Here is a 22975-nt window from a genome sequence, read left to right as displayed (position 1 = left end):
GTCGCTCAGCATCTGGTCGGCCGCGAGTGCAGCACGGCGGCGCGGGAAGTCTGCCACGAACGGCTCGAGTTTGCCGGGCGTGTAGATGGCGCCGTACTGGGCGACGATCCCGCGCGCGGTGAGCAGTTGCGCCAGGAGGTACTCGTCCGGGGCCACGCCTTCGCGCTCCAGGTGGTCGAGCCAGACGGCGTAGATCCGGAACGCGGGCAGGTAGCGGCGCAGGGTCGAAGGGCTGACCGGGGCACCGCCTCGGCCTGTCATCCCGAGAGTGGCAAGGTGAGCGGACAGCACCTTGTCCGTCAGGTGCTTGTCGTCGGTGATGGCCAGGCCGTGCGCGCGCCGGTACTCGTCCCAGACGCGGTAGTAGCGGTCGACCGTCGTGAGCTGTGGGACCGAGCCGTCGGTGGGCGCGGGTTCTTCCGCTGCCGGCGCTGGAGCAGGGCCGGGTGCTTCCGGTTCCGGGTCCGGCTCGGGTTCCGGCTCCGGACCGACGTCCGGGACAGAAACGGTGACGGTGACCCGGCGGGCCGGGGCCTCGGTGGCGGCCGGCGTCTGCGCCTGTACGGACGGCTCGGGGAGCGGAGTGTCTTGGGGGCGCAGCTGCCGTACGACCGCTCCTCCGGTTTCCGCGGGCGTGGCCGGCTCGATGGCGGGGCGCTCCAGCGCGGCGGGAAGTTCGATACCGGCCGCGGCCAGGCCCGCGGGGCCGGTCTCGGTCAGTGGGATGCCGTAGCGGGTGAAGCGGAGCGGCATGAGGGCGTCGACGGGCGCCTTGCGGCGCCAGGCGCGGCCGTAGCGGGCGCGCAGCCGGGCCTGGTAGATGAGGCGTTCCTGCTCGAGGCGGATGACGTCGTCGTAGGAGCGGAGCTCCCACAGCTTCATGCGCCGCCAGAGGCGGAAGGTCGCGGCCGGGGCGAGAAGCCAGCGGGCGAGCCGGACCGACTCCATGTGCTTGTCGGCGGTGATGTCGGCGACCCGGTCGATCGCGTGCCGAGCGGCTTCCACCGAGACGACGAAGAGGATCGGGATGATGCCGTGCATCCCGACGCCGAGCGGGTCCGGCCAGGCCGCCGCGCCGTTGAAGGCGATCGTTGCGGCCGTGAGTAGCCATGCGGTCTGGCGCAGCAGCGGGAAGGGGATGCGCAGCCAGGTCAGCAGCAGGTCGAGCGCGAGCAGGACGACGATGCCAGCGTCGATGCCGATCGGGAAGACGTTGGCGAAGGCGCGAATCCCTTGCGGAGCGCGAGTTCGCGCACGGCGGCGTACGAGCCGGCAAAGCCGATCGCGGCGATGATCACCGCACCGATCACGACGACGCCGATCAGGATCCTCTGGGTACGCGGTCGTTTTCGACTGGGCTCATGGCCTGTGCACGTGCGGCCGGGGTGGGCCGGTTGCGCCGGGGATGGTGGCCACTCGAAGGAGTGAGCGCTGGTGTCCGGGCTTGGCTGCGCCCTCTCCCCCGCATCTTCCCGCCCCCCGGCCGCGACGGCGTCGACGTCGTCCTCACCGGCCCCGTCGACCAGGTCGCCCGCGTCCGCGCCTGGATCGAGGCCCGCGCCGGCGACGGGAGCAGCATGCTCACCGACCAGCCCGACGGCCTCGCCGCTGCCGCATGCGCATCGCCGCGCCGCCGGAAATGGACGCGACCTGGAGATCACCAACACGAGGGTTTCGGTGATTCGCGGGCGGTAATACGACCTCGCAGAGCCGCAGTGCACCTGCCCTACAGCGGCTCCCCGAAGGGCCTCCGCCCCTCGGCGCCCTTGTAGATCGGGGTTCCCTCCCCTCTGGGCCCCGATCGGCGAGGAGGACCTGATGGACGAGACAATCCGCATGCATCGCCCGGGCGAAAAGGTCCCGGTCAGCGGCATCTATGAGTGCACGTGCGGCGAAGGGCACCGCTTCACCATCACGAGCACCAACGTGCAGGGCCACAGCTTCCCGCCAGTTCCGGAAAACTGCTCCGGCATCGGCTGGAACCTCATGATCCCCGCCCGCGTGGAGCGCAGCCCGTAGAGCCCCCCCCAGCAGCCCGCCCGGCTGCGCGGGGTCTGGTGCTGCGGCCTCCTCGGTGAGCGGTTCTTCGGGCCGGCGCATCGGGACGGGCTTCGGCCTGAGTGGCAGGTCGCTGTCCTCCGCAGCGGCTTCTGCTTCGGCGAGCGCCCGGTAACCCGCGGTTGCGTGCGAACGTCCAAGTGGTCCCCCTGCGAGGTTCCTCTGCTGACGGGACGGCTCCCGCCCCCGTCGCCCGATGGACGGCTGCCGGGTGGCAGAGGCATCAGACGGTAAGCACGCTGTTACTGGTGCATCCAGAGGGCTTGGCCCCCCACCCCTCCAGCCCTCCACCACCAGGGCCCCCGCCACCCATCGCCATGTCACCGGCGGGGGCCCTTTTCAGACGGCCGCAGCCCCGGCACCGCGCGCACTAAACCGCAGATCAACCCCGCCAGGCACTCCACGATGCGGTAGGCGCTGCACACGCGGGCAGGCTGTATACATGTGGTCCCCGTCCTGCTCGTCTCCCGGGCCGGGAGCGAGCGGCCATAGCAGGGCCCTCCTGACACTCGCGCAGGCTGTGCCCTTCGTGATAGCGCTGGCCGTGCTGGGAATCGAACTGTCACCCGCACACTTCCTGATGACCGGCCCCATCCTCACCGCGGCGCCGGCACTGGCAGCTCTGACGATGGGCCCCAAAGGCACCCTGTCGGCGGCGGCCGCCGCTCTGGCCGTCAACGTGACCACCGCCACCTACAACCACGCATGGGGCACCCACCAGGTTTTCGGTAACCTCGTGGGTCTGCTGGTGGTGTCGGTCGCCAGCGTGATGCTGAGCAAGACGGTGCGTACGCGCCGGCGCAGCGAGCTCGATCAGGTTCGCCGGATCGCCGTGGCGGCACAGGAGGTCATCCTGCGGCCTGTCCCGGCGCGGCTGGGCCCGGTACGGGCGGCCAGCTTGTGCCTCGCGGCAGGGACGGGCGCGCAGGTCGGCGGTGATCTGTACGAGGCGGTGGAGACACCGTACGGCGTCCGGCTGATCGTGGGAGATGTCCGCGGCAAGGGCCTGAACGCCATGCGGGCGGTCGCAGTGGCACTGGGCGCCTTCCGGGAAGCCGTGCACTACGAGGACGACCTGGTGAAGGTCATGGACCACTGTGGGGCCGCACTGCTGCGCGAGGCGGACGTGCCCGGGGCGTTCGAGCCAGAAGTCGCCCTGGAGGGATTCACCACTGCCCTGCTGGCCCAGATCCCCTACATCCCGGGCGAACATGTGGTGGAACTGATCAACCGTGGCCACCCGCCCCCGCTGCTGCTCCACCACGGCACGGTGCAGGCCCTCACCCCGTCCTGCCCGCTACCGCCCTTCGGCCTGGAAGACCTCTACACCGGCCCCCCGCCCAAGCCCGAAAGCCACCCGTTCCTCCCCGGCGACCGCCTGCTGCTCTACACCGACGGAGTCATCGAAGCCCGCAACCACGACAACGAATTCTTCGCCCTGCCCGAAGCCGTGCAAGCGCTCCACATGTGCACCCCGAAGGAGTTCCTCGAACAACTACATCAGCAACTGCTCCACCACACCGAAGGCCACCTGGCAGACGACGTAGCAGCCATCCTCATCGACCGCCCCAACGACGAATCCGTCAGCCCCGCCCCCCGCCACGAGACAAGTTGACCTCCCACGGCCGGGGGCAGTCAGGGCAGGTGGCCGGTCAGCTGCGGGGGCCGCTCGCGTCGTGGTAGCCGAGTTCGAGGTAGCGGGTGCGGGTGCTCCAGGAGCCGAGGTCTGGCGTATTGGCCAGGACGTCGTGCCAGGGCCGGGTGCCGGGAACGGCCGCCTCGCTGGAAGCCGCCACCTTGCCGGAAGCCCGCTTCCCGGAAGGGGCCCCCGCGTCGTGCGCGGGCGGCAGATGGCCGGGACGCCCGGCCCAGAGTCGCACTCGCGACCGCGCCTCGGACTCCCGGACCGGCTCCCACACACCGACCGAGAACATGCCGGCGAGCTGGTGCATGGCGATGAAGCCGGCCACGCCTTCCTCGGGGTCCGTGCGGTCCGGGCGCTCGGTGAGGGCGTGCCACAGGATGTACATGTTCGGGAGCCGTACCTCGGGCTGGAATCGGTATACGAGCCGCTCCAGCCTGATCGAGCCGATGCGCGGCAGCGATACCCGGGTGAGCGGGACGACCTCGCGCTCGCCGCCGGTCCAGGTCAGCGTCTGGTTGCGGCCCATGTAGCCGGGCTCGCTGAAGACCGTGACGTGGAGGCGTTCCCTGCGATCAGGCCGGCGGTTGTGCAGCAGGCCCGCGCCGGCGACGGCGCCGCCCACGCAGGCCAGGCCCGCCAGGAAGATTCCGGTCCTGCGTTTCATCGGGACGCTGCACCTCGCTTGTGACGGGACGGGCGCCTCCATCATGCGCCCCCGACCGGCCGTTGCTCTACCGTCAGACCCGATCCCAAAGAGCTCCTTGGGACCCCGCAGCCCGGTGAGCACACGCTGCCCTGCCCAACTCGCAGGGTTGTCAAGGCCAATGGCGCGGCAGCGGCGGCCCCACGGCATCGTTCAGACCTCTTTGAGTTCACTTGACCTGGTCGTAGCGTCCCAGGAAGTGGAAGGCATTCCCTTTCGCCTGGAACAGGAAGTACAACGCGCCCCGGTTCGGATCGAGGCTGTGGGTGTCGTCGGTGGCGAAGCGGAGAGTTTTGGCGAGTCCCTGGTAGGTGACGTCGAACAGGCGCTGGACCACGGCCCCTGGTCCGATGTCGGCCGTCTTGCCCAGTCTCTCCAGGGTGCGCGCGACCAGTCCCACGGCGTCATACGCCTCCGGGGACCAGCGCCCGGGTACCGTGCCGTATCTGGCGCGGTAAGCGGTCTGGAAGGTGCGGGACACGCTGCCGGGGTCGGTGAACGGCGCGCCGAACACCCAGTTCTGGCCTGCGGTTCCGGCTTGCTGGAGGAAGGCCGGGCGCATGATGTGCCAGGTGCCAAGGCACGGTCCAGTGAAGCCCGCGTCGGCGAGCGCGCGGGCGCAGCGTGCGGCGCGCTCGGGCGATGTGCCGCTGAAGACGACCGCCTGCGCTTTGGCGGCGAGGGCGGCGTGAACGGCGGGAGCGAAGTCGTCGCTGTCGGCCGCCACGGGGTGGACGCTGGTCCTGCCCTCATGGGGCGGCTCCTGCGAGATCGCGTTGATGAGGTCCGATCCCGTGCGGCCCGCCGCCCGGTCGTCGATGACGGCGGTGCGGTCGACCGGTCGTACGGCGGTCAGATAAGCGGCCAGCGGCAGCGCCAGGTAGGACTCGGGTGCGCGGGTGACGCGCAGGGTGCGGAGTTTGGACGGTGTGAGTCTGTCGTCGTCGAGGGAGATCAGGACCATGGCCGTGCCGGCGTTCTGGTAGAGCGGGCCGGCGGCGAGCGCCGCGGTGGCCGTGTTGGGTCCGAGGACCGCACTCACCTTGGCCTCCGTGAAGCGCCGGGCCGCCTGCTTGGCGCCGGTCTCCTCGCCCCGGTCGTCGACGGTGTCGAGGGCGAGGCGGAACGTGATGCCAGCACGCGCGTTGTGCTGCTCCATGGCAAGCCTCGCCCCCCGTTCCTGCGCCACGCCGTCCGCCTTGTTTGCGCCGCTGAGGTCGGCCTGGAAGCCGAGGGTGTATACGGGAAGGGCGCCGCCCGAGCCCTCTGTGCCCCTTCTGCCAGAAGCCAGATAGGCGGCAGCCCCGCCGCCGACGGCGACCACGGAAGCCGCCGCGCTCCCCATCAGCAGCACACGCCGTCGGGTCGGAGAGCGGGCGTCCTTCGCGGGCGACGACGCCGGGTCGGCGGCCGGGCCGTCGCCCGCCCGTCGCCGTATGGCGCGTTGAGGAGTGGGCACGTCCAGCGCTCGTGCGGAGCGTTCGGCGACCACCCGCAGGACCGCGGGCGGCAACCAGTGCACCTTGGGGGCCTCGGGCATTTCCCGCGCGAGTAAGGCCCGCGGGTCACGGAGCGCTGCCGCGACCTCGCCGGCCGTCGGCCGCCTGGTGGGGTCCTTGGCCAGGCAGGCCCCGATCAGAGCCTGGAGCTCGCCGGGAACGTCCGTCAGATCCGGCTCCTCGTGCACCGTACGGAACAGGACGCCCGCCGCATATCCAGTGCCGAACGGGCGCCGGCCCGAGGCCGTGTACGCCAGGACGCAGCCCAGCGAGAAGACGTCGCTGGGCGGGCCGACCTCCCCGGCGCGGGCCTGGGCCTGTTCCGGCGCGAGGAAGCCGGGCGTGCCGATGACGGCGTCGGGTGCGGTGAGGGCGGTGGCGCCCGCGGCGTGGGCGATGCCGAAGTCGATGAGGCGGGGACCGTCCAGGGCGAGCAGGACGTTGCCGGGTTTCACATCGCGGTGCACGACTCCCGCCGTGTGGAGGGCGGTGAGCGCATCGGCCAGCCGGGATCCCAGAGTCCGTACGGCGGCGACGGGTAGCGCGCCGAAGCTGTCGACCGCCTCCACGAGCGAGGGTCCGGGGATGAACTGCGCGGCCAGCCAGGGCTCGCCGGCCTCCGTGTCGGCGGCTACGATCGGCACCAGCCAGGGCCCGGTCAGGCCGCGGACCGCCGTCACTTCGCGCCGGAATCGGGTGCGGAAGGCCGGGTCCGCCGCGTGTTGGGCGCGGATCGTCTTGAGGGCGACGAGCGCCCCGCCTGTCGTGCGGGCGAGGTAGACGACGCCCATGCCGCCCGCGCCAAGCCGGGCCAGTAGCCGGTGCCCGCCGATGTCCTGGGGGTCGTCGGCAGTCAGGGGCTGCATCAGATGCCGACCTTGCCCTCGTAGGAGTACCGGCCGTCCTTCACCTCGTAGCGGAAGACGTCAGAGCTCTTGAGCCACCACCGGTAGTCCTTGTCGAACGCGTACGTCCGGACGAGTCCCTTGTACGTGCCCTTCTGCAGCAGGTCGTACAGCCGGTTCCCGGAGGGCCGACCGTCGGCCTCGGTGAGGCGGGTGATGACCATGCGGGCCACGTCGTACGCCTCGGCCGCCCAATAGGGGGGTGCGGAGCCGTAGCGCTTTCGGTAGGCGGTGGCGAAAGCGCGGACGGGGGCGGCCGAAGGGTCGATGTACGGGGCGAAGATCTGCCAGCCGTCGGCGGCGCTGCCCGCGACGGTCAGGAACTCCGGTCCGGCGGCCGGGTAGCCGAGCACGCGTATGCCGCTGAAGCCCGTCTGCGCGAGGGCGCGTGCGACGGCCGCGCCGCGGGCCGGAGTGCCCATGTAGACGAAGCCGTCCATCTGGTGCGCGACCATCTCGGCGACTATTGGGGCGAGGGTCTCGGCCATCCGCGGTACGACCCGCGGCTCACCGGCGATTTTGAGAACCCCGAGGTACTGGAACATCGTCCGGCCGAGCTGCCAGGCCGGGATGCCCCCCTCGCGGTCGATCAGCACACTCACGCGCCGGGCGCCCTGGGTGTGCAGGGAGTAGGCCGCCGTGCCGGGCAGGCTCGTGTAGCCGGGGACGGCCTGGAGGAAGCGACCGGGCTCCGCGGTGCCGTACTCGGACTGCGCGGACGACGCCGTGATCTGGGGGACGAGCTGTGCGTCGTAGCTGTCGAGGCTCGCCCCGGTGGTCGTGTCGCCGGTCGAGCCGATGACGGCGAGCAGGTCGCGGTCGGCGGCGAGGGTCCGGGCCACCTCGGGCGAGCACCAAGCCGCTCACCGCGACAGCGCAGACCAGGCGCACCGCTCCCCTACTCACGACCGCAAGCCCCCCGGGATCACCATTCACCATGCTCCGCCGAGATGCTAAGCGGTGACCGGCATGACACAACACCCGGTTGACGATCAGGTGGCACAGCCGTACCCCTCCCGTCACACACCCGGCACACACTGACGGCGCACCGCGGTGCCAACGGCCCTTCAGTTCGGCTCGGCGGCTACGTTGGCGCCCGGCTCCAGCCGCACCTCCCCGAGACTGCGCGACTGCTGCTGAAGACGGCCCTGCCCAAGCCCAGCCCCGCCTTCGGCAAGGGCAAGCCAGGAACAGGCTTACCCTGATCGAAGCCCCCGCGCCCGCAGCCCGATGCCGGCCGTACAGCGTGGTCCGTAGCGCAGGGCCGCCACACGCGTAGGGGGCGCCCTCCGCGGAGGGCGCCCCCTACGCGTTCAGCCCTGGAGCTTCTCGAAGAAGAACTCGTGCTTCAGGAACGACGTGTCGTACTCCGCGCCCGGGTACGGCGGGATCAGCTGCGCGGCCTGGAACAGTCGCCAGCCGTCCTGGAGCGCCGCGACGCCCGTCTCGTACGGCGGTTCGTCGCTGTCGCCGGTGGTCGGGCTGGTGTGGCCCGTGCCGTCGTACTGCGACCAGCCCACCACCTCGGAGTCGAGCGCCGAGTTGGCCAGATAGAGGACCAGGACCTGCTGCTTCATGCGTGACTCCGGAGGGTGGGGCGGTTGGTGACGCGGGTTGCCCAGTAGTCGATGTCGAAGGTGTCGTCGCCGGTCAGGGCGCGCCAGAGTTTCACCCGGTTGTAGATTTCCAGGCGGCCGGTGGCGGGCTCGTACCAGGGGAAGGTGCGGCTGAGTTCCCTGGCGACGGCGGGGTCGTCCAGGTCGGAGGTGTCCCAGAGGCGGACCTGGGGGACGGTCGGGTTGAAGCGGATCTTGAACATGTAGCGCAGGATGTCGCTGTCGTTGCGCCGGCCGCCGTGCCAGATGCCATGGTGCAGCAGGACGACCGTGCCGGCCGGGCAGGCGAGGCGGGTCTGGCCGCGGAGGTTCTGGTAGCGGCCGGTGTCGGACTCGTTGGTGCGGCGCAGATGGCTGCCTGGGACGCTGAGGGTGCCGCCCATCTCGGTAGTGACGTCCTGCGGGTAGTACATGAGCTGGACGTCGAACGCGTCGGGCCGGATGTCGATGACGGCGTCGGCGTGCAGGGGCTGGGCCTCGCCGCCGTGCGGTTCGCGGACGTGGACGAAGTGGTGGTCGACGGTGGGGCCCGGGCCGACGAGGCTCTCCAGGGCGCCGGCGACGGCCGGGAGCTCGATCAGCCGGCGGGCGAAGGACCCCTCGGGGAAGGCCTCGTCCACGGGGGTGCCGAACGGCACCTCGGGGATCCCGGCGTCGAAGACGCCGATGCCCTGCTCGTTCATCTCCGGCGGTACGACGGCGTCCAGGCGGAGCGAGCCGTGCGCGACGAAGCTCGCCACCTGGGCCGAGTTCAGTAGCTGCTTGCTGGTTGACATACGGCAAGCCTAGAAAGGGCCTGCTCGCCTGTCGTGTGCTCTATTCATCGACTACTGGTAATTTCTCACCATGACCGGTCATGTGGTGCTGCCGTTGGACGAACCGCCGCGGGCGGTGAACGCGGGCGTCGGCATGCACGGCACCCTCGGCTCGCACGACGTCTTCCGGCTTCCCGGCCTGTGGCAGCTGCACCTGTACACCTACTCCGGCGAGCTGGCCTTCGGCGGCGGCCGGTATCCCATCCGGCCCGGGCACGTGAGCCTGGTGCCGCCGGATGTAGAGGTGCACTTCCACTACGAGTCGCGCCGGAACGAGCATCTGTACGCGCACTTCGCGCTGCCCGGCCGCGGTGAGCGGCGGACCGTGCCGGTGATGCAGGACGCGGGCGCGGAGGCCCCGGTGCTCACCGCTCTGCTGCGGCACGCGGTGGCCGCGATGCCGGTGTCGCCGGCGCGGGCGGCTGCGGAGGTGTGGACGGTGCTGTGGCACACGGCGCAGCTCGGCGGCGGCCAGGAGGCGGCGGGGCAGTCGCATCCGGCGCTGGCGGCGGCGTTCGCGTACATCGAACAGGGGCTGGCGGGACCGCTGCCGGTGCCGGGGATCGCCCGGGCGGCGGGGGTCTCGCACAACCACCTCACCCGCCTGTTCCGCACAGGCACGGCCGACACGGTGGTGTCCTATATCCGCCGCCGCCGTATGGAGCGCGCCCGGCATCTGCTCCAGGCCTCGACGATGCCGATCCCGGCGGTGGCGGCGGCGGTCGGCATCCCGGACCTCCAGGCCTTCAACAAGACCTGCCGCCGCGAACTGGGAGCGGCGCCGCGTACGATCCGCGAGGCGGCGCGGCCCTAGAACTAGTACTCCAGCAGGATTGCGCTGTCTGACCTGGTCTTTCGCTGGGCGGCGGGAGTGTAGCGGGACTTCGATCGTGCGGGAGCGGTCTCACGGAGACCGCCCCTCGATCGTGCGACAACGCCGCCGGTAGTGACACCAGCGGGGCAGCCTCCGAGGGTGATCACCGAGTCTGCCGCCGCGCAATGGGACCTCGAACTGGATGACCTCTTCCTGACCATCGGGCACCGCTTCGACCGAGTCGAGCTCCGCCGCCGCATGCGTGACTACGTACGCGGGCTGCTCGCCCCGGTAGCCCGCAAGAACAGCTGGCAGCTGGCCGAACAGGCCGGTCACTCCACCCCTGACGGCCTGCAACACCTCCTCGCCGGATCGAAGTGGGAGCCCGACGACATCCGCGACGACCTACAGGAATACGTCGCCGACAAGCTCGGCGAGGGCGACGGTGTCCTGATCATCGACGACACCGGGTTCATCAAGAAGGTCACCACCTCAGCCGGGGTCCAGCGCCAGCACTCCGGAACCGCAGGCCGCACCGAGAACTGCCAGATCGGCGTCTTCGCCGCCTACGCCACCACCCGCGGCAGGGCTCTGCTCGACCGAGAGCTCTACCTCCCGAAGTCCTGGACCGAGGACCGGGAACGCTGCCGCGCGGCAAGGGGCCCCGACGAGCGGGAGTTCGCCACCAAGGCCGAACTGGCTCGGCACATGGCGCTGCGGGCCCTCGCCTCGCCGCTGCCCATCACCTGGGTCACCGCGCATTCCGCCTACCGTCAGGACAACCGATTCCGCCGGCTGCTGGATCAGTCGGGTGTCGGCTACGTGCTGGCCGTGCCCAAGTCCCAGTTCAGCGTGGGCTGTTCACGGATCGAGGTTCTGTTCGGGCGGGCCCCGGACGAAGCGTGGGAGAAGATCTCATGCGGCGACGGCGCGAAGGGGCCCCGCCTCTACTACTGGGCAGCGGCGCGGCTGCCGGCCGTCGCCGAGTTCGACTATCAGGGCGAGGTCCCTCACCGGATGCGGTGGGCACTGGCCCGGCACAGCATCAGCAAGCCCGACGAGATCGCCTACTACCTCGCCTACGCACCCCTTCAGGTCACCGTCCAAGAGCTGGTGCCGGGTCGCCGGGGCACGCTGGGCGATCGAGGAGTGCTTCGAGGCCGCGAAGAACGAGTGCGGCCTGGACCAGTACGAAGTCCGTCGCTACGTGGGCTGGTATCGGCACATCACTCTGACCATGTTCGCGCACGCTTTCCTGGCCGTCACGGCACACCAGCCCTGGGAAAAGGGGGCGGAACAGGTGAGACACCCGGGCTCATCGGGCTCACAGTGGCGGAGGTTCGGTGACTCCTGGCAGCCTGTCGTGCCCGGCCCCCGCACCTGAGCGGACACCGCGGACGACACCACGCGCTGAGCTGGTCGAACTGGCGCCGCCGACGCCAGGCAGTCGCCCGCCGCTGTCACTACCTGCGGCGTTGTCGCACGATCGAGGGGCGGTCTCCGTGAGACCGCCCCCGCACGACCGACGTCCCGTTAGACTCCCGCCACCCGGCGAAAGACCAGGTCAGACAGCGAAATCCTGCTGGAGTGCTGGCTGAGTCGTAGCCGACCATTCCGATACCCAGGGTGGGGCAGGGAACTCGTCGTCATGTGAAAGGCCCGTCACTATCTCTGATCCGGAGTCAGGACGTGTCGGGTCCGGTCCCCGATCCAGGCCGCTTCGAGGATCGCGGTCAGACTGGCGGTGTCGGTCGGGCCTGGATGGTTCTGGATCAAACGGGTGACGCCACTGGCCATCTCCGCGAAGCGCGGGAGGTCGGCGCGTGCCACGCCGATGTCCGCCAAGGTGGCAGGGATACCGATGTCGGCAAGGAGCCCGTCGAGCCAGGTGAGGAACGTATCTGCGGCCTCGGCATCCGAGGCGTCGGTCACGTCGAGCCCGCACACCCCGGCGAGGATGGTCAACCGGTCGCCGATGGCATCCCTGGCCGCGTCCAGCGCGTAGGGCAGCAGCAGCCCGACGCCCAGGCCGTGCGGTGTGTGGGTGGCTGCGCCGATGGGGTACTGGAGGGCGTGCGGAGCCGCGTTGCCTGCGTGGGAGAATGCGAGCCCGGCCAGCATGGACCCATAGGACATGTCCGCGCGCGCGTCCTTGTCGCCTCCGTCCCTGACGACATGGGGCAAGCTGCGGGCGATCCGCTTCGCGGCCAGGAGCGCGTAGTGATCGGTGATCGGGTTGCGGCCGAGGAAAACCTGCTCCACCGGGTCGCGCGGTCCGTGGGCCCGGGGTCGCGCGGTGTAGCTCTCCACCGCGTGACAAAACGCGTCGATGCCGGAGTGGGCAGTGACGGTCGCAGGGCAGGTGTAGGTGAGCTCGGGGTCGACGATGGCGAAGTCGGGCACGATGTGGACGCTGGAGACCCCCACCTTCAGCTCGCGGTCCGGGTCGGTCAACACCGAGACGGGCGTGAGCTCGGAGCCGGTGCCTGACGTCGTCGGGACCGCGACAAGAGGAATCGTCGGCCCAGGCACCTTCGACTCGCCGTAGAAGTCGCGCGGCGTCCCACCGTGGCGCCGGATGACGCCGACGATTTTGGCGAGGTCGATCACCGTGCCACCCCCGATGGCGAGGATTACGTCGGCGTCCACCTCTGCGGCGACCGAGACGGCCAGGGCGACATCGGCGAGTGGCACGTCCGGAGTCGCGTCGGCGAACACCCCGACGACTTGGACCTTCTCCCGCACGGCGGCCACGATCTCGGCCACGCCCGGCTGCCCCAGAAGAACCCGGTCGGTCACGATGAGGACTCGCGAGCCACACTCGGCCACCACTCGTGGGATGTTCTGCGCGACCCCTTCGCCCACTATCAGCTGGCGTGGTCCGCGGACGGTCTCAAGCATGTCAGTGCCTCTCTGGAACGTCGGCGGTGATGTGCTGGGCGGACGTCCAGTTCACCTGCGAGACCGGGACGGCGTCGGCTGCCGGGTGGCGCAGGCGCGCGCCGGGCTCCCGGACTCGGTCGTGCCCGGGCGCCCTCGGGTCCATCGCGATGAAGACGTCCCTGGTGGGCGGGTCAGTCGGGTCGGGGGTCCCGCGGACGTCGTCGCCGAGGGCGGTACGAGTCAAGGTCGCGACCAGCACCTCGGTCATGAGACCGAGGGCGTAGCCTTTGGGACCGCCGAAAGGGCTGATCGCCCCATCCACCGCCGCGGCCGCGTCTGTGGCGCGCACACCGGCGGAGTCGACGGCGTCCCCGGGTGCCGGCGGATTCGTGCCGGCCATGGCCCGGGTCCCGCCCCACGGGTGGAGGCCGGTCAGGTCATGTGTGCACAGGGCGCGGTGATCCTCGGCGGGCACCCGGAGCAGCAAACCGGTCACGGTAGGTCGATCGCCGCGTAGGTGACGTCGAGGTACTCAAGGATGCCCTCGTGCGACCCCTCCTTGCCGATCCCGGACTGCTTCACGCCTCCGAACGGAGCTGACGGGTCCGAGATCAGACCGCGGTTGATGCCGACCATCCCCGTCTCTAACCCCTCGGTGAACCGGAGCGCCCGTTGGAGGTCACGGGTGAAGACGTATCCGGCCAGGCCGTGCTCGGTGTCGTTGGCCTTCGCCATGACCTCGTCGTCGGACGTGAACGAGATGATCGGCGCCACCGGGCCGAAGATTTCCGCCTGCAGTATCCGCGCGTCGTCGGGCACGTCGACGATGACCGTAGGCGGGTAGAAATGGCCTGGCCCATCCGGACGCTCGCCGCCCACCAGGACGCGGGCGCCGCGATTGACCGCGTCGGCGACGAGCTCGTCGATCTCGGTGACCGAGGCCTCGTCGATCAACGCCCCGACGTCCACGCCGTCGTCGAGACCATGGCCCACCGAGAGCGCGCCCATCCGCTGGGCGAAGCGCGCCGTGAACTCCTCGCGCACCGGCTCCTCGACGTAGATTCGGTTCGCCGCGATGCAGGACTCCCCGATGTTGCGCATCTTGGCCACCATGGCACCGTCGAGCGCGACGTCCAGGTCCGCGTCGGCACACACGATCAAGGCCGCGTTGCCGCCCAGTTCCATGGAGGTGCGCAGCACGTTGTCCGCCGCCTGTCGTAACAGCACGCGCCCGACCTCGGTCGACCCGGTGAACGAAAGCTTGCGGGTCCGACGGTCGGCCAGCAGTGCTGAGACCACCTCGCCGGAACGCTCGGTGGTCACAACGTTGACGACGCCCGGGGGAACGCCGACCTCCTCCATGATGCGGGCCAGGAACAGCATGGTCAGTGGCGTCCGGGCTGCCGGCTTGGTGATCGTCGTACAGCCCGCCGCCAGCGCAGGAGCGATCTTCCGGGCACCCATGGCCAGCGGAAAGTTCCAGGGCGTCACGAAGACGCACGGTCCGACCGGCTTCGGCACGGTGAGGATGCGATATCCACCAGCGGGAGCGGCGTTGTAGCGCCCCTCGACGCGCACCGCCTCCTCGGCGAACCAACGGAAGAACTCGGCACCGTAGGCCACCTCTCCCCGAGCCTCGGCGAGCGGCTTGCCCATCTCGAGCGTTATCAGCCGGGCGACCTCCTCGGATCGCTCGGTCAGTGCACGGTACGTCGCGGTCAACAACTCTGACCGCTTTCGCGGCGGGGTCGCCGCCCACTCCGCCATTGCCTTGCTCGCCGCGTCCAGAGCGGCGAGCCCGTCGACGACGCCGGCGCCCGCCACCTCGGCGATGGTCTTGCCGGTGGCCGGGTCCTCGACGACAAAGGTGGCTCCGCCGGCGGCGTCGCGCCAGACGTCGCCAATCCGGAGCCGCCGGTGCTCGGGGGCCAGGACGTCCATCGGGTCACTCATTGCGTCTCCTCCTGTGATGTTCTTGGTGATGTCCGGCGTGACCTCGGCGATCGCGCCACGCGCGTGGACGAAGCGGTCACACGACCTCGTCGGGGTCGAGGGTGCCGAGCGGGTCGAACGTGGCCCTCGTTGCAGGGCGACGCCCCGCGCCACCGATCGCCTTCTCGGGCCATGGCTGCTTCAGCGTCATCAAGGCGTGCTCACCGGTGACGGTCCGCCGAGGCTCGATTGCCACGTGCGGGCGCATGGTGACGTCGCCGCCCTGCGCGGTTACCTCCCGGCCTCGGACAGCGCCAGCCCGGTGCCCGCATCGAACAGGTGCGCGCGGTCCAGGTCGACCGTGACAAGCAGCCGTTCGCCCGGCGTACCCGTGACGGTGGGTCGTGCCTTGACCTTGAGGATCTCCGTCCCCACTCGGACGTCGACCACCGTTCGGTCACCGAGCGGCTCAAGGCCGTAGAGCTCACCCGACAACGATGCGTCCCCACGCTGCTCGATGGACAAGTCTTCTGCCCGCAGGCCCAGCAGCAGCGCACGACCGTCTTCAGCCGTGGTCCAGCGGGGCCGCGGCAGCGTCCAGCCTTCCGCCCCGACCAGACGATCCCCCTCGGCGCGGCAGGGGAGGAGGCTGATCGACGGGCTCCCGACGAAGCTTGCGACCCACTGGTTGGCTGGTCGCTCGTACACCTCGATCGGCGTTCCGACCTGTTGCACCTTCCCCTCCTTGAGGACCGCCACCTGGTCGGCCATGGACAGGGCCTCGACCTGGTCGTTGGTCACGTGGACGAAGGTTCCCCCGAGACTCCGGTGGATGCGGGTGAGCTCCGTGCGCATCTCGACGCGGAGTTTGAGGTCGAGGTTCGTCAGCGGCTCGTCCATGAGAAACGCGCGCGGGCGACGGACCAGCGCCCGCGCCAGCGCGACACGCTGCATCTCACCGCCCGACAGCTGCGCGGGACGACGCTGCAGCAGACGTTCGATGTGCAGCAGGCTCGACATCTGCTCGACGGCAGCGGCGATCTCGCTCGAAGAACAGCGGCGTGCCCGTAGCGGCGAAGCGATGTTCTCGTACGCCGTGAGTCGCGGGTAGAGGGCGTAGCTCTGGAAGACCATGGCCAGGTCGCGTGCGGCCGGGGAGTCACCGGTCGCGTCCCTCCCGTCCAGATGCACCGACCCGGCGTCAAGCCTCTCAAGGCCGGCGATCGCTCTCAGGGTCGTCGTCTTGCCTGCCCCGGAGGGCCCGAGCACGACGAAGAACGAGCCGTCCGGCACGTCCAGCGTCACCCCGTCCAGGGCCTGGACCTTGCCGAAGGACTTGCGCAGCCCGTGCACTGCCACGGTTCCCATCAGGCCACCAGCTCTTCCGTGCGCACGTCGTAGACCGGCGGGGGCCCGCCGGTGTGCCGCAGCCCGACCGGCGCGTCCGCGGCGAAACGGACAGTCGGTGGCATCCGAACCCGTACGTCGCGCCGGCCACCGTGGTCGACCACGTAGATGATTTCGTCTCCCAGCCACTCCGCCGAGACCACGCGGGCCGGGGCCGAACGCTCCGCCCCTGGTTCCGTGACCTCCAGCGCCTCCGGCCGGACGCCTGCGACCAGGCGACGGTCGCGCGGCAGGCCTGGCGGTGGCGTGAGGACCAGTCCGCCCTGACTGCGCAGCTTCCCGTCGGCCAGCTCCACCTCGATCAGGTTCATCGGCGGGGAGCCGATGAATGCGGCACAGAAGAGACTCGCCGGACGGTCGTAGACCTCCAGCGGCGTGCCGATCTGCTCGACGCGGCCCTTGTTGAGGATGGCGATTCTGTGGCCGAGCGACATCGCCTCGACTTGGTCGTGGGTGACGTAGACCATCGTCGTCCCCAGTCCCCCCTGCAGGTGCTTGATCTCCGTGCGCATGTCCGCCCTCAGCTCCGCGTCCAGATTGGTGAGGGGTTCGTCCATGAGGAAGGCGCGCGGTCGTCGCACCAGGGCGCGAGCAAGCGCGACGCGCTGCTGCTCCCCGCCGGACAGCCGGTGCGGTCTCCGGTCCAGGAGCGGACCGAGCCGCATCAGCCGGGCGGCCTCGTCGACCCGCTCGCGCACCTCCGCCTTGGGCAATCCCTCGGCCCGCAGCGGGAACGCCAGGTTGTCGCGGGTTCTCAGATGCGGGTAGAGAGCGTAGAACTGGAACACCATGGCGATGTCGCGCTCTGCCGGCGGCAGGTCGTTGACCAGCGTGTCGCCGATGCGGATGTCGCCCGTCGTCTGCCGCTCCAGGCCGGCTATGGCCCGCAGCGTGGTCGTCTTGCCGCAGCCCGAAGGGCCGAGCATCACGAACAGCTCGCCGTCGTCGATGGACAGGTCCACGTGCTCGACTGCGACCGTCCCGTCCGGGTAGCGCTTGTGCAGGGTGGTCACCTCGATGCCCGCCATCAGCGTCGCACCGCCCCGAGCGTCACACCGGCGACGAGGTGCTTGCGCACCAGGTAGGCGAAGACGAGCACCGGTAGGGCGAACACCAGGGAGGCGGCGGCCACGAGACCCCAGTCCACGGTGGTTCCGCCGATGAGGCCGGCGATGGCGGGTGGGGCCGTCCGTACGTCGTCGCTGGAGGTCAGGAAGATGGCGAACACGAACTCGTTCCACGAGAAGATGAGTGCGAAGACCGCCGTCGCGGCGATGCCGGGCAGGAGCAGGGGAAGGGTGAACCGCCGGAACGCCTGCAAGCGGGTGTACCCGTCGAGCATGGCGGCATCCTCGTATTCTGCGGGCACCTCGTCGACGAACCCCTTCATCATCCAGATCGTGAACGGGACGTTGAAGGCGGCGTAGATGAGGATCAGGCCGAGCTTGCTGTCGATGAGCCCGACTTCGCGGTACATGAGGAAGATCGGGACCACGACCACCACAGGCGGCATGAAGCGGGTGGACAGGATGAAGAACAGTTGGTCCTTCTTGGCCTTCACGGCGAAGCGCGAGTAGGCCCAGGCCGCCGGGACCCCCAGCACGGTGGCCAGCACCGTGGAGGCCCCGGCGACAAGGAGGGAGTTGAGGAACGCGACGGACAACTCCGAGCGACCGCCGCCGGGGGCGACGAACACGTCCTTGAAATGGTCCATGGTGACCGTGAAGTGGAAGAACTTGGCCGGGATGGCGTAGACGTCCCGGTTCTCCTTGATGGACGTCTCGATCATCCACAGCACCGGAAAGAGCATCACGACGGCCAGCGCGGTCAGCAGCGCGACCTCCAGCACGGAGCGACCCCGGCCGCCGAAGCGACGCGCGGGGGGCGTGTGATCCCGGACAGGGCCTGTGGACACGGCCTCGTCGACGGAGACGGCCATCAGTCCTCCTTGAGCTTGTTCAAGTAGCGCAGGTAGAGCTGCGTGAGGACGATGACGACGAGGACCATGAGGATCCCGTACGCCGAGGCGGTTCCGGTGTTGAAGCCCAGGAACGCGACCTTGTAGACGTGGAACGACAACGTCTCGGTGGAGACCCCCGGACCGCCGCTGGTGAGGATGTAGACGAGGTCGAACAGCCGGAAGGCCTCGATGGCCCTGAACAGCACAGCGATGAGGAGCAGCGGCCACACCAGCGGAAAAGTGATGGTGCGGAACCGGAACCACTCGGACGCCCGGTCGATCGAGGCGGCCTCGTACAAGTACTTGGGGACCGCGGTAAGGCCGGCGAGTGCGATGAGCATGATGAACGGCGTCCATTGCCAGGTGTCGACCACGATCAGGGAGATCAATGCCGTTCGCTGCTGGGTGAGCCACTCCACCTGCCCCAGGCCGAGCGAGTCGAGCATGCTGTTGATCACGCCGAACTGCGCGTCGAGCATGAATCGCCAGAACAGCCCGACCACGACCGGCGACAGCATCATCGGGACCAGGAACAGAGTGGTCAGCAGCCCTCGCCCGTGCGTGCGCCGCGAGATCAGGTAGGCGATGGAGAAGCCGAGCACGGTCTGCAGGGTGACCGCGCCGACCACGTAGATCAACGTCGTCAAGGCCCTCGTGTGGACCTGCGCCGAAGTCAGGATGGCGGTGTAGTTCTCGAACCAGACGAAATGGGCCGGCCCCCCTCGGGTGGCCGAGTAGTCGGTGAAAGACAGGTACAACGCCCACAGCAACGGGAACACCGACATCGCGAGCAGCAGCAGCAGCGCGGGGGAGATGAAGGCCACGGCGAGCCCGCGGTCGCTCAAGCGGCGGGACCGACCCGGTGCAGGCGGCGTCGCGGACGCCACCTGCCGGGCGTGGTCGGTCGTCAGCGGGGCGGTGTCACTCACAGTCCGCCGCCGCCCTTGCCGCTGCCGGAGTCGAGCACGCTCTGCTGCTCTTTGGCGATGTCGTCGAGCGCATCCTTCGGCTTTTTCGTGCCGTTGAGAGCCGCGTTCACGTTGGTGTTCTCGATGTCGACGAGGCGCGCGTACTCGGGCACGTTCCACATGTCCCGCATCCGCGGAACCGAGTCGGCGTACACCTGGTTGAACGGCCCGGCATTGAGGAACTCGGGCGACTGCAGGGCGTCCGTACGCGCGGGCACACCACCGGCCGCGGCCCACTTCTTCTGGATGTCAGCCCGCTCGAACCACTTCATGAAGTTCAGGGCCTCCGCCTGGTTCGCTTTGGAGGAGTAGGCCGACACGTGCATCCCCATGCCGCCGAGAGGCACCAGGTTCGTCTTCTGGCTCGGCAGGGTGGCAAAACCGAGCTTGTCGAGGATCTGCTCCCGCGTGGTGCCGAGCGTCGACTGCTTCGGGTCGAGCAGGCCGCCGCTCGCGGCGATCCAGTTGAACGCGATGCATGCCTTGCCCTGGGCGACCGCCGCGTTCACCTCGTCGATGAACCAGTTGCCGGAGCCCTTGGCGGTCAGCGGCTTCATCTTGTTGACCAGGACGTCCATCGCCTCCTGGCCCGCCGCGTCGTTGAGGACGCCCTCGATCTTGTGCGTTTTGGCGTCCCAGAGGTTGCCGCCGTAGACGCCGTTGACCGTGTTGTAGGTCACGGCCGCGGCGTCGGAGCCGTTGGCCTGGTGGAAAGCCAGCCCGCTGACACCAGGGTTGTCCGCCTGGCACTTCTCGGCGACTGAGATCATCTCGTCCCAGGTCTGCGGTGGCTTGTCGCCGATCAGATCCTTGCGATAGATCATCGTCCAGGTGTCGCCGAGCAGCGGCAGTCCGTACAGGCTGGCGTTCTCGTCGCGCTTCCCGGTCTCCGCCTGCGGGAACTGGCCGTAGGCCGCCAGGAGGTACGGGTTGTAGGCCTTGACGTCGATGTTCTTCTTGACGAAGTCGGTGATGTCGAGGATGTTGCCGTTCGTCACGGCCTCACCGATGTGCTGCGAGTCCAGGATCGGGATGTCGAAGTCGGTCTTGTGCGCTGCGAACTGGGTGAACATCGCGTCGTGCCAGTTCGCGTTCGGCACGGTGTTGACCTTGATGGTCACGTTCGGCCGCTCCTTGGTGTACTCCGCGTTAGCGAAGGCTTCCAGAGCGTGAGCGGGGGGCCAGTCGAACCAGATGAAGCTGAGGGTCAGCGGGTCCTTGGTGAGCTCCGGGACGGTCGCCGGCGCCTTGGGCGCGCTCGAATCCGCGCCGTCGTCCTGCCCGCAAGCCGCCATGGTCGCGGCCACTAATACGGCCGCCGTCGCCAGCTGCGCCGTTCGACCGGAAACGGACAGTCGTCTTATTCGCTCTGGATGCCGCATCTTCCTGCCTGCCTTCTGGGTGGGGAGCTCTGGAGCCTTGCTGCGTGCTTCGCCGAGCAGTTGCTGGGGGATGTTCAGGCGGGTCGACGGCTGCCGCAAGGGCTGACCCGCAGACCGGCGTCACGAGTACGCCGCGAGGTAATGGGGCTTCGAGCAGTCGACAGGTCCTTCGGCCCATGTGCGGCCCGGCGGCGAACCGAGTAGGACATCGAGCATGCTCATAGGAGCTCCAACTGATCGAAGCGGAGCGATGGCGGGCGGTTCCGCGACGGGTGGACGGGTGAAGGAGGGCTGGCGTCCGTCACCTTTCCTATACGATCTGAATGGGAGCATCAACATCCCGCAGCATTGCGACCGATGTCAACAGGTTCGCGAAGACGTAAGAAGGGACCTCACGTCACGATGGACGACGAAGCGATGATCGCGCGGGGCCGTGGGGCCATGACGGGCGGAACGCCGCCGGGAAGATCTCGTGGCCGACTTGCCGACGAGGTGTACGACACGCTGCTCGGACAGCTGATGTCGCTACGGATCGAGCCTGGTTCCCGCGTCACGATCGACGTCCTGGCGCGAGAGCTGGGGGTCTCGCAGACGCCGATCCGAGACGCTCTGAACCGCATGGAGGCTGAGGGCCTGGTCGTGCGTGTGCCCCATGCCGGCTATCACATTCCCCCCCAGATCACCCGTCAGCGATTCGAGGACATGCTCGAGCTCCGCCTGCTCCTCGAGCCGGCGGCGGCGCGCAGATCCGCCGAACGCGCATCATTGCAGCAGGTGGCCGGCCTGCGGCGACTGCTGGAGGAGATGGCGGAGCTGGAGGGGGGCACCGGGCTCATGGCCTATGGCGCCTTCGGGCTCCGCGACGCCGCTTTTCACGATCTCGTCGCCCTGAGCGCGGAGAACCAGCTCATCCGCGAAGCGCTCGCTCGCCTGCACGCGCACGTGCACCTGTTCCGGCTTCTCCACGACACCCAGGTCACTCACTTGGCGATGGCCGAGCACGAAGACGTTGTGGCCGCGATCGCCGCGCGTGACCCCGACGCCGCCGCCTACGCCATGCGTCGGCACATCCTGCTGTCCGGTGAGCGGTTCCGGCGATTGTTCGACGAAATCAAGGGTTCGGAGGGTATGGCGTAAAGGCTTGACGGGCGGGCTGGGCCGAGGAATGCTAACGCAATTGGGTCAGATCGGATTGGATTGGATCGACGTCACCCGCCTCAGATGCGAGGAGAAGCAGGTGCCCAGAGCGCTGCTCCTGACCGGCGACGCCGCCGAGGAGCTCGACACCATGTATCCCTACTATCGCGTTCAGGAGGGCGGCTGGGACGTCGACGTCTCGTCACGGACGATGCGTGACGTTCAGCTGGTCATCCACGAGTTCGACCCCAACTCCGACGCCTACGTGGAGAAGAACGGCCGAAAGCTCCCGGTCGACGTGCCCTGGGCCGAGGTCGACGTCGAGCGCTATGACGCCCTCATCATCCCTGGGGGACGCGCCCCCGAGTGGATCCGGGTCGACGCCGACGTCAGGCGCATCACCGAGCACTTCTTCGCGCGCAACCTCCCGATCGCGCTGGTGTGCCACGGCGCGCAGGTGCCGGCTGTGTACGGACTGCTCAAGGGCCGGAAGACAGCGTGCTTCCCCCCCATCACCGGTGACATGGAGAACGCGGGCGCAACGGTCATCGACGCTCCCGACGTCGTGGACGGCAACCTCGTCTCCTGCCGCGGATGGCCCGACATGCCGCAATTCGGCAGGGCGATGATGGAGCTCTTCTCGAAGTCCATCAACTCCGCATCGGCATGACCACACCTGACCTGCCCCGGTGAAGCCCGAGCCACTCGCCGTTCTGTGCCACCGCCACCGCCATCGTCATGCGCCGGTCGCCAGAGGCCAGGCCTCTGGCGATGTCGGCCACCCGGTGGCTCGATCCTGGCCAACCTCTTCAACCCGCGAGTGACCGTCATCGGAGGCCATTTCGCCTCGCCGGCCCACTGACTGCTGCCACACGCACAAGATCAGCTGCAACGGCTCGCGGTGGCAGCTCCAGCCGCCCAGTGCCGATTCGTCGCCTGCACGCTCGGCTTCGGCGCCGCATCCCGTGGCGCGGCGAGCACGGTGATCAACCACATCATCGACGACTCGACCACGATCACGGACTCACGCAGGCCGGCCCCTTGCTGACGGCCCCACAGACCTGGAGCCGGCACCCTCCAGCAACCGCACTATCCGCTACCAGCAAGTGGCAATAAGCGCGGCGGTTCGCGCCGTGCCTGACATCCCCCAGGCAGGAAGGGTTTTTCATGTCACCACGTCATCGAACGTGGGCCAGGCTGCTCGACGCAGCCCTGCCAGCACAAGGACGACGCCCGAGACGTCGCACCGCG

General features: G+C 69.2%; 19 protein-coding genes and 2 pseudogenes. 6 read left to right on the top strand and 15 right to left on the bottom strand.

Annotated features, from left to right (window positions below; genetic code table 11):
- Nucleotides 1–626 precede the first annotated feature (626 nt).
- Nucleotides 627–1328: pseudogene (locus PV342_RS22375) on the bottom strand (DUF2637 domain-containing protein); the annotation flags it as partial.
- Between the two features lie 490 nt (nt 1329–1818).
- Between PV342_RS22375 and PV342_RS22370 the strand changes: the two are divergent.
- The gene (locus PV342_RS22370) at nt 1819–2019 is read left to right on the top strand and encodes a hypothetical protein (protein ID WP_400804889.1); all 201 of its coding nucleotides are present in this window, start codon (nt 1819–1821) and stop codon (nt 2017–2019) included.
- Nucleotides 2020–2578: 559 nt separating this feature from the next.
- Nucleotides 2579–3673, top strand: a complete 1095-nt coding sequence (locus tag PV342_RS22365; RefSeq protein WP_500318504.1) for a PP2C family protein-serine/threonine phosphatase — start codon at nt 2579–2581, stop codon at nt 3671–3673.
- 37 nt (nt 3674–3710) lie between these two features.
- Here PV342_RS22365 and PV342_RS22360 read toward each other — a convergent pair whose 3' ends face one another.
- The 5 genes from PV342_RS22360 to PV342_RS22340 all read right to left on the bottom strand — a co-directional run bounded on the left by PV342_RS22360 (nt 3711) and on the right by PV342_RS22340 (nt 9202).
- Entirely contained in the window at nt 3711–4367 is a 657-nt protein-coding gene (locus tag PV342_RS22360) for a hypothetical protein (RefSeq protein ID WP_500318503.1), read from the bottom strand.
- Between the two features lie 208 nt (nt 4368–4575).
- Nucleotides 4576–6771 (bottom strand): bifunctional serine/threonine-protein kinase/ABC transporter substrate-binding protein, encoded by a 2196-nt coding sequence (locus tag PV342_RS22355; RefSeq protein WP_500318502.1) that lies wholly within the window; start codon nt 6769–6771, stop codon nt 4576–4578.
- Nucleotides 6771–7652, bottom strand: coding sequence for an ABC transporter substrate-binding protein (locus tag PV342_RS22350; RefSeq protein ID WP_400804880.1), 882 nt, complete (start codon nt 7650–7652; stop codon nt 6771–6773). The genes PV342_RS22355 and PV342_RS22350 overlap by 1 nt, the downstream gene beginning before the upstream one ends.
- Before the next feature lie 471 nt (nt 7653–8123).
- Nucleotides 8124–8387 (bottom strand): hypothetical protein, encoded by a 264-nt coding sequence (locus PV342_RS22345; RefSeq protein WP_361013646.1) that lies wholly within the window; start codon nt 8385–8387, stop codon nt 8124–8126.
- The gene (locus tag PV342_RS22340; RefSeq protein ID WP_500318501.1) at nt 8384–9202 is read right to left on the bottom strand and encodes a phytanoyl-CoA dioxygenase family protein; all 819 of its coding nucleotides are present in this window, start codon (nt 9200–9202) and stop codon (nt 8384–8386) included. Before PV342_RS22340 ends, PV342_RS22345 begins: the two co-directional genes overlap by 4 nt.
- A 70-nt stretch (nt 9203–9272) precedes the next feature.
- Here PV342_RS22340 and PV342_RS22335 point away from each other — a divergent pair, with 70 nt between their 5' ends.
- Together PV342_RS22335 and PV342_RS22330 are read left to right on the top strand one after the other, a co-directional pair.
- The gene (locus PV342_RS22335) at nt 9273–10055 is read left to right on the top strand and encodes an AraC family transcriptional regulator (RefSeq protein ID WP_500318500.1); all 783 of its coding nucleotides are present in this window, start codon (nt 9273–9275) and stop codon (nt 10053–10055) included.
- 159 nt (nt 10056–10214) lie between these two features.
- Nucleotides 10215–11439: pseudogene (locus PV342_RS22330) on the top strand (IS701 family transposase).
- A 281-nt stretch (nt 11440–11720) separates the two neighbouring features.
- Here the strand turns inward: PV342_RS22330 and PV342_RS22325 are convergent.
- The 9 genes from PV342_RS22325 to PV342_RS22285 all read right to left on the bottom strand — a co-directional run bounded on the left by PV342_RS22325 (nt 11721) and on the right by PV342_RS22285 (nt 20686).
- The gene (locus tag PV342_RS22325; protein WP_500318499.1) at nt 11721–12956 is read right to left on the bottom strand and encodes an iron-containing alcohol dehydrogenase; all 1236 of its coding nucleotides are present in this window, start codon (nt 12954–12956) and stop codon (nt 11721–11723) included.
- 1 nt (nt 12957) lies between these two features.
- Complete coding sequence (locus PV342_RS22320; protein ID WP_500318498.1) at nt 12958–13434, bottom strand: Ldh family oxidoreductase; 477 nt, start codon at nt 13432–13434, stop codon at nt 12958–12960.
- A complete protein-coding gene (locus PV342_RS22315; protein ID WP_400804864.1) occupies nt 13431–14891 on the bottom strand; it encodes an NAD-dependent succinate-semialdehyde dehydrogenase in 1461 nt (486 codons plus the stop codon). The genes PV342_RS22320 and PV342_RS22315 overlap by 4 nt, the downstream gene beginning before the upstream one ends.
- 76 nt (nt 14892–14967) lie before the next feature.
- Nucleotides 14968–15126 (bottom strand): hypothetical protein, encoded by a 159-nt coding sequence (locus PV342_RS22310; protein WP_400804861.1) that lies wholly within the window; start codon nt 15124–15126, stop codon nt 14968–14970.
- Nucleotides 15127–15161: 35 nt separating this feature from the next.
- Nucleotides 15162–16238, bottom strand: coding sequence for an ABC transporter ATP-binding protein (locus tag PV342_RS22305; protein ID WP_500318497.1), 1077 nt, complete (start codon nt 16236–16238; stop codon nt 15162–15164).
- Nucleotides 16238–17305: an ABC transporter ATP-binding protein gene (locus tag PV342_RS22300; protein WP_406259715.1), complete on the bottom strand. Its 1068-nt coding sequence runs from the start codon at nt 17303–17305 to the stop codon at nt 16238–16240. The genes PV342_RS22305 and PV342_RS22300 overlap by 1 nt, the downstream gene beginning before the upstream one ends.
- Nucleotides 17305–18216 carry a carbohydrate ABC transporter permease gene (locus PV342_RS22295; protein WP_500318496.1) on the bottom strand — a complete coding sequence of 304 codons (912 nt, stop codon included), beginning with the start codon at nt 18214–18216 and terminating at the stop codon, nt 17305–17307. The genes PV342_RS22300 and PV342_RS22295 overlap by 1 nt, the downstream gene beginning before the upstream one ends.
- On the bottom strand, nt 18216–19082 hold the full coding sequence (locus tag PV342_RS22290; protein ID WP_500318495.1) for a carbohydrate ABC transporter permease: 867 nt from the start codon (nt 19080–19082) through the stop codon (nt 18216–18218). The genes PV342_RS22295 and PV342_RS22290 overlap by 1 nt, the downstream gene beginning before the upstream one ends.
- Before the next feature lie 80 nt (nt 19083–19162).
- Entirely contained in the window at nt 19163–20686 is a 1524-nt protein-coding gene (locus PV342_RS22285; protein WP_400804849.1) for an extracellular solute-binding protein, read from the bottom strand.
- A 303-nt stretch (nt 20687–20989) separates the two neighbouring features.
- Here PV342_RS22285 and PV342_RS22280 point away from each other — a divergent pair, with 303 nt between their 5' ends.
- Together PV342_RS22280 and PV342_RS22275 are read left to right on the top strand one after the other, a co-directional pair.
- Nucleotides 20990–21724 carry a GntR family transcriptional regulator gene (locus PV342_RS22280; protein ID WP_500318494.1) on the top strand — a complete coding sequence of 245 codons (735 nt, stop codon included), beginning with the start codon at nt 20990–20992 and terminating at the stop codon, nt 21722–21724.
- 100 nt (nt 21725–21824) lie between these two features.
- Nucleotides 21825–22394 (top strand): DJ-1/PfpI family protein, encoded by a 570-nt coding sequence (locus PV342_RS22275; RefSeq protein ID WP_089227892.1) that lies wholly within the window; start codon nt 21825–21827, stop codon nt 22392–22394.
- Nucleotides 22395–22975 lie beyond the last annotated feature (581 nt).

Origin of the sequence: Streptomyces sp. PA03-3a, from assembly GCF_033792735.1 — a bacterium.
GTDB lineage: Bacteria > Actinomycetota > Actinomycetes > Streptomycetales > Streptomycetaceae > Actinacidiphila.
This window is presented reverse-complemented; position numbering and strand designations above follow the sequence as displayed.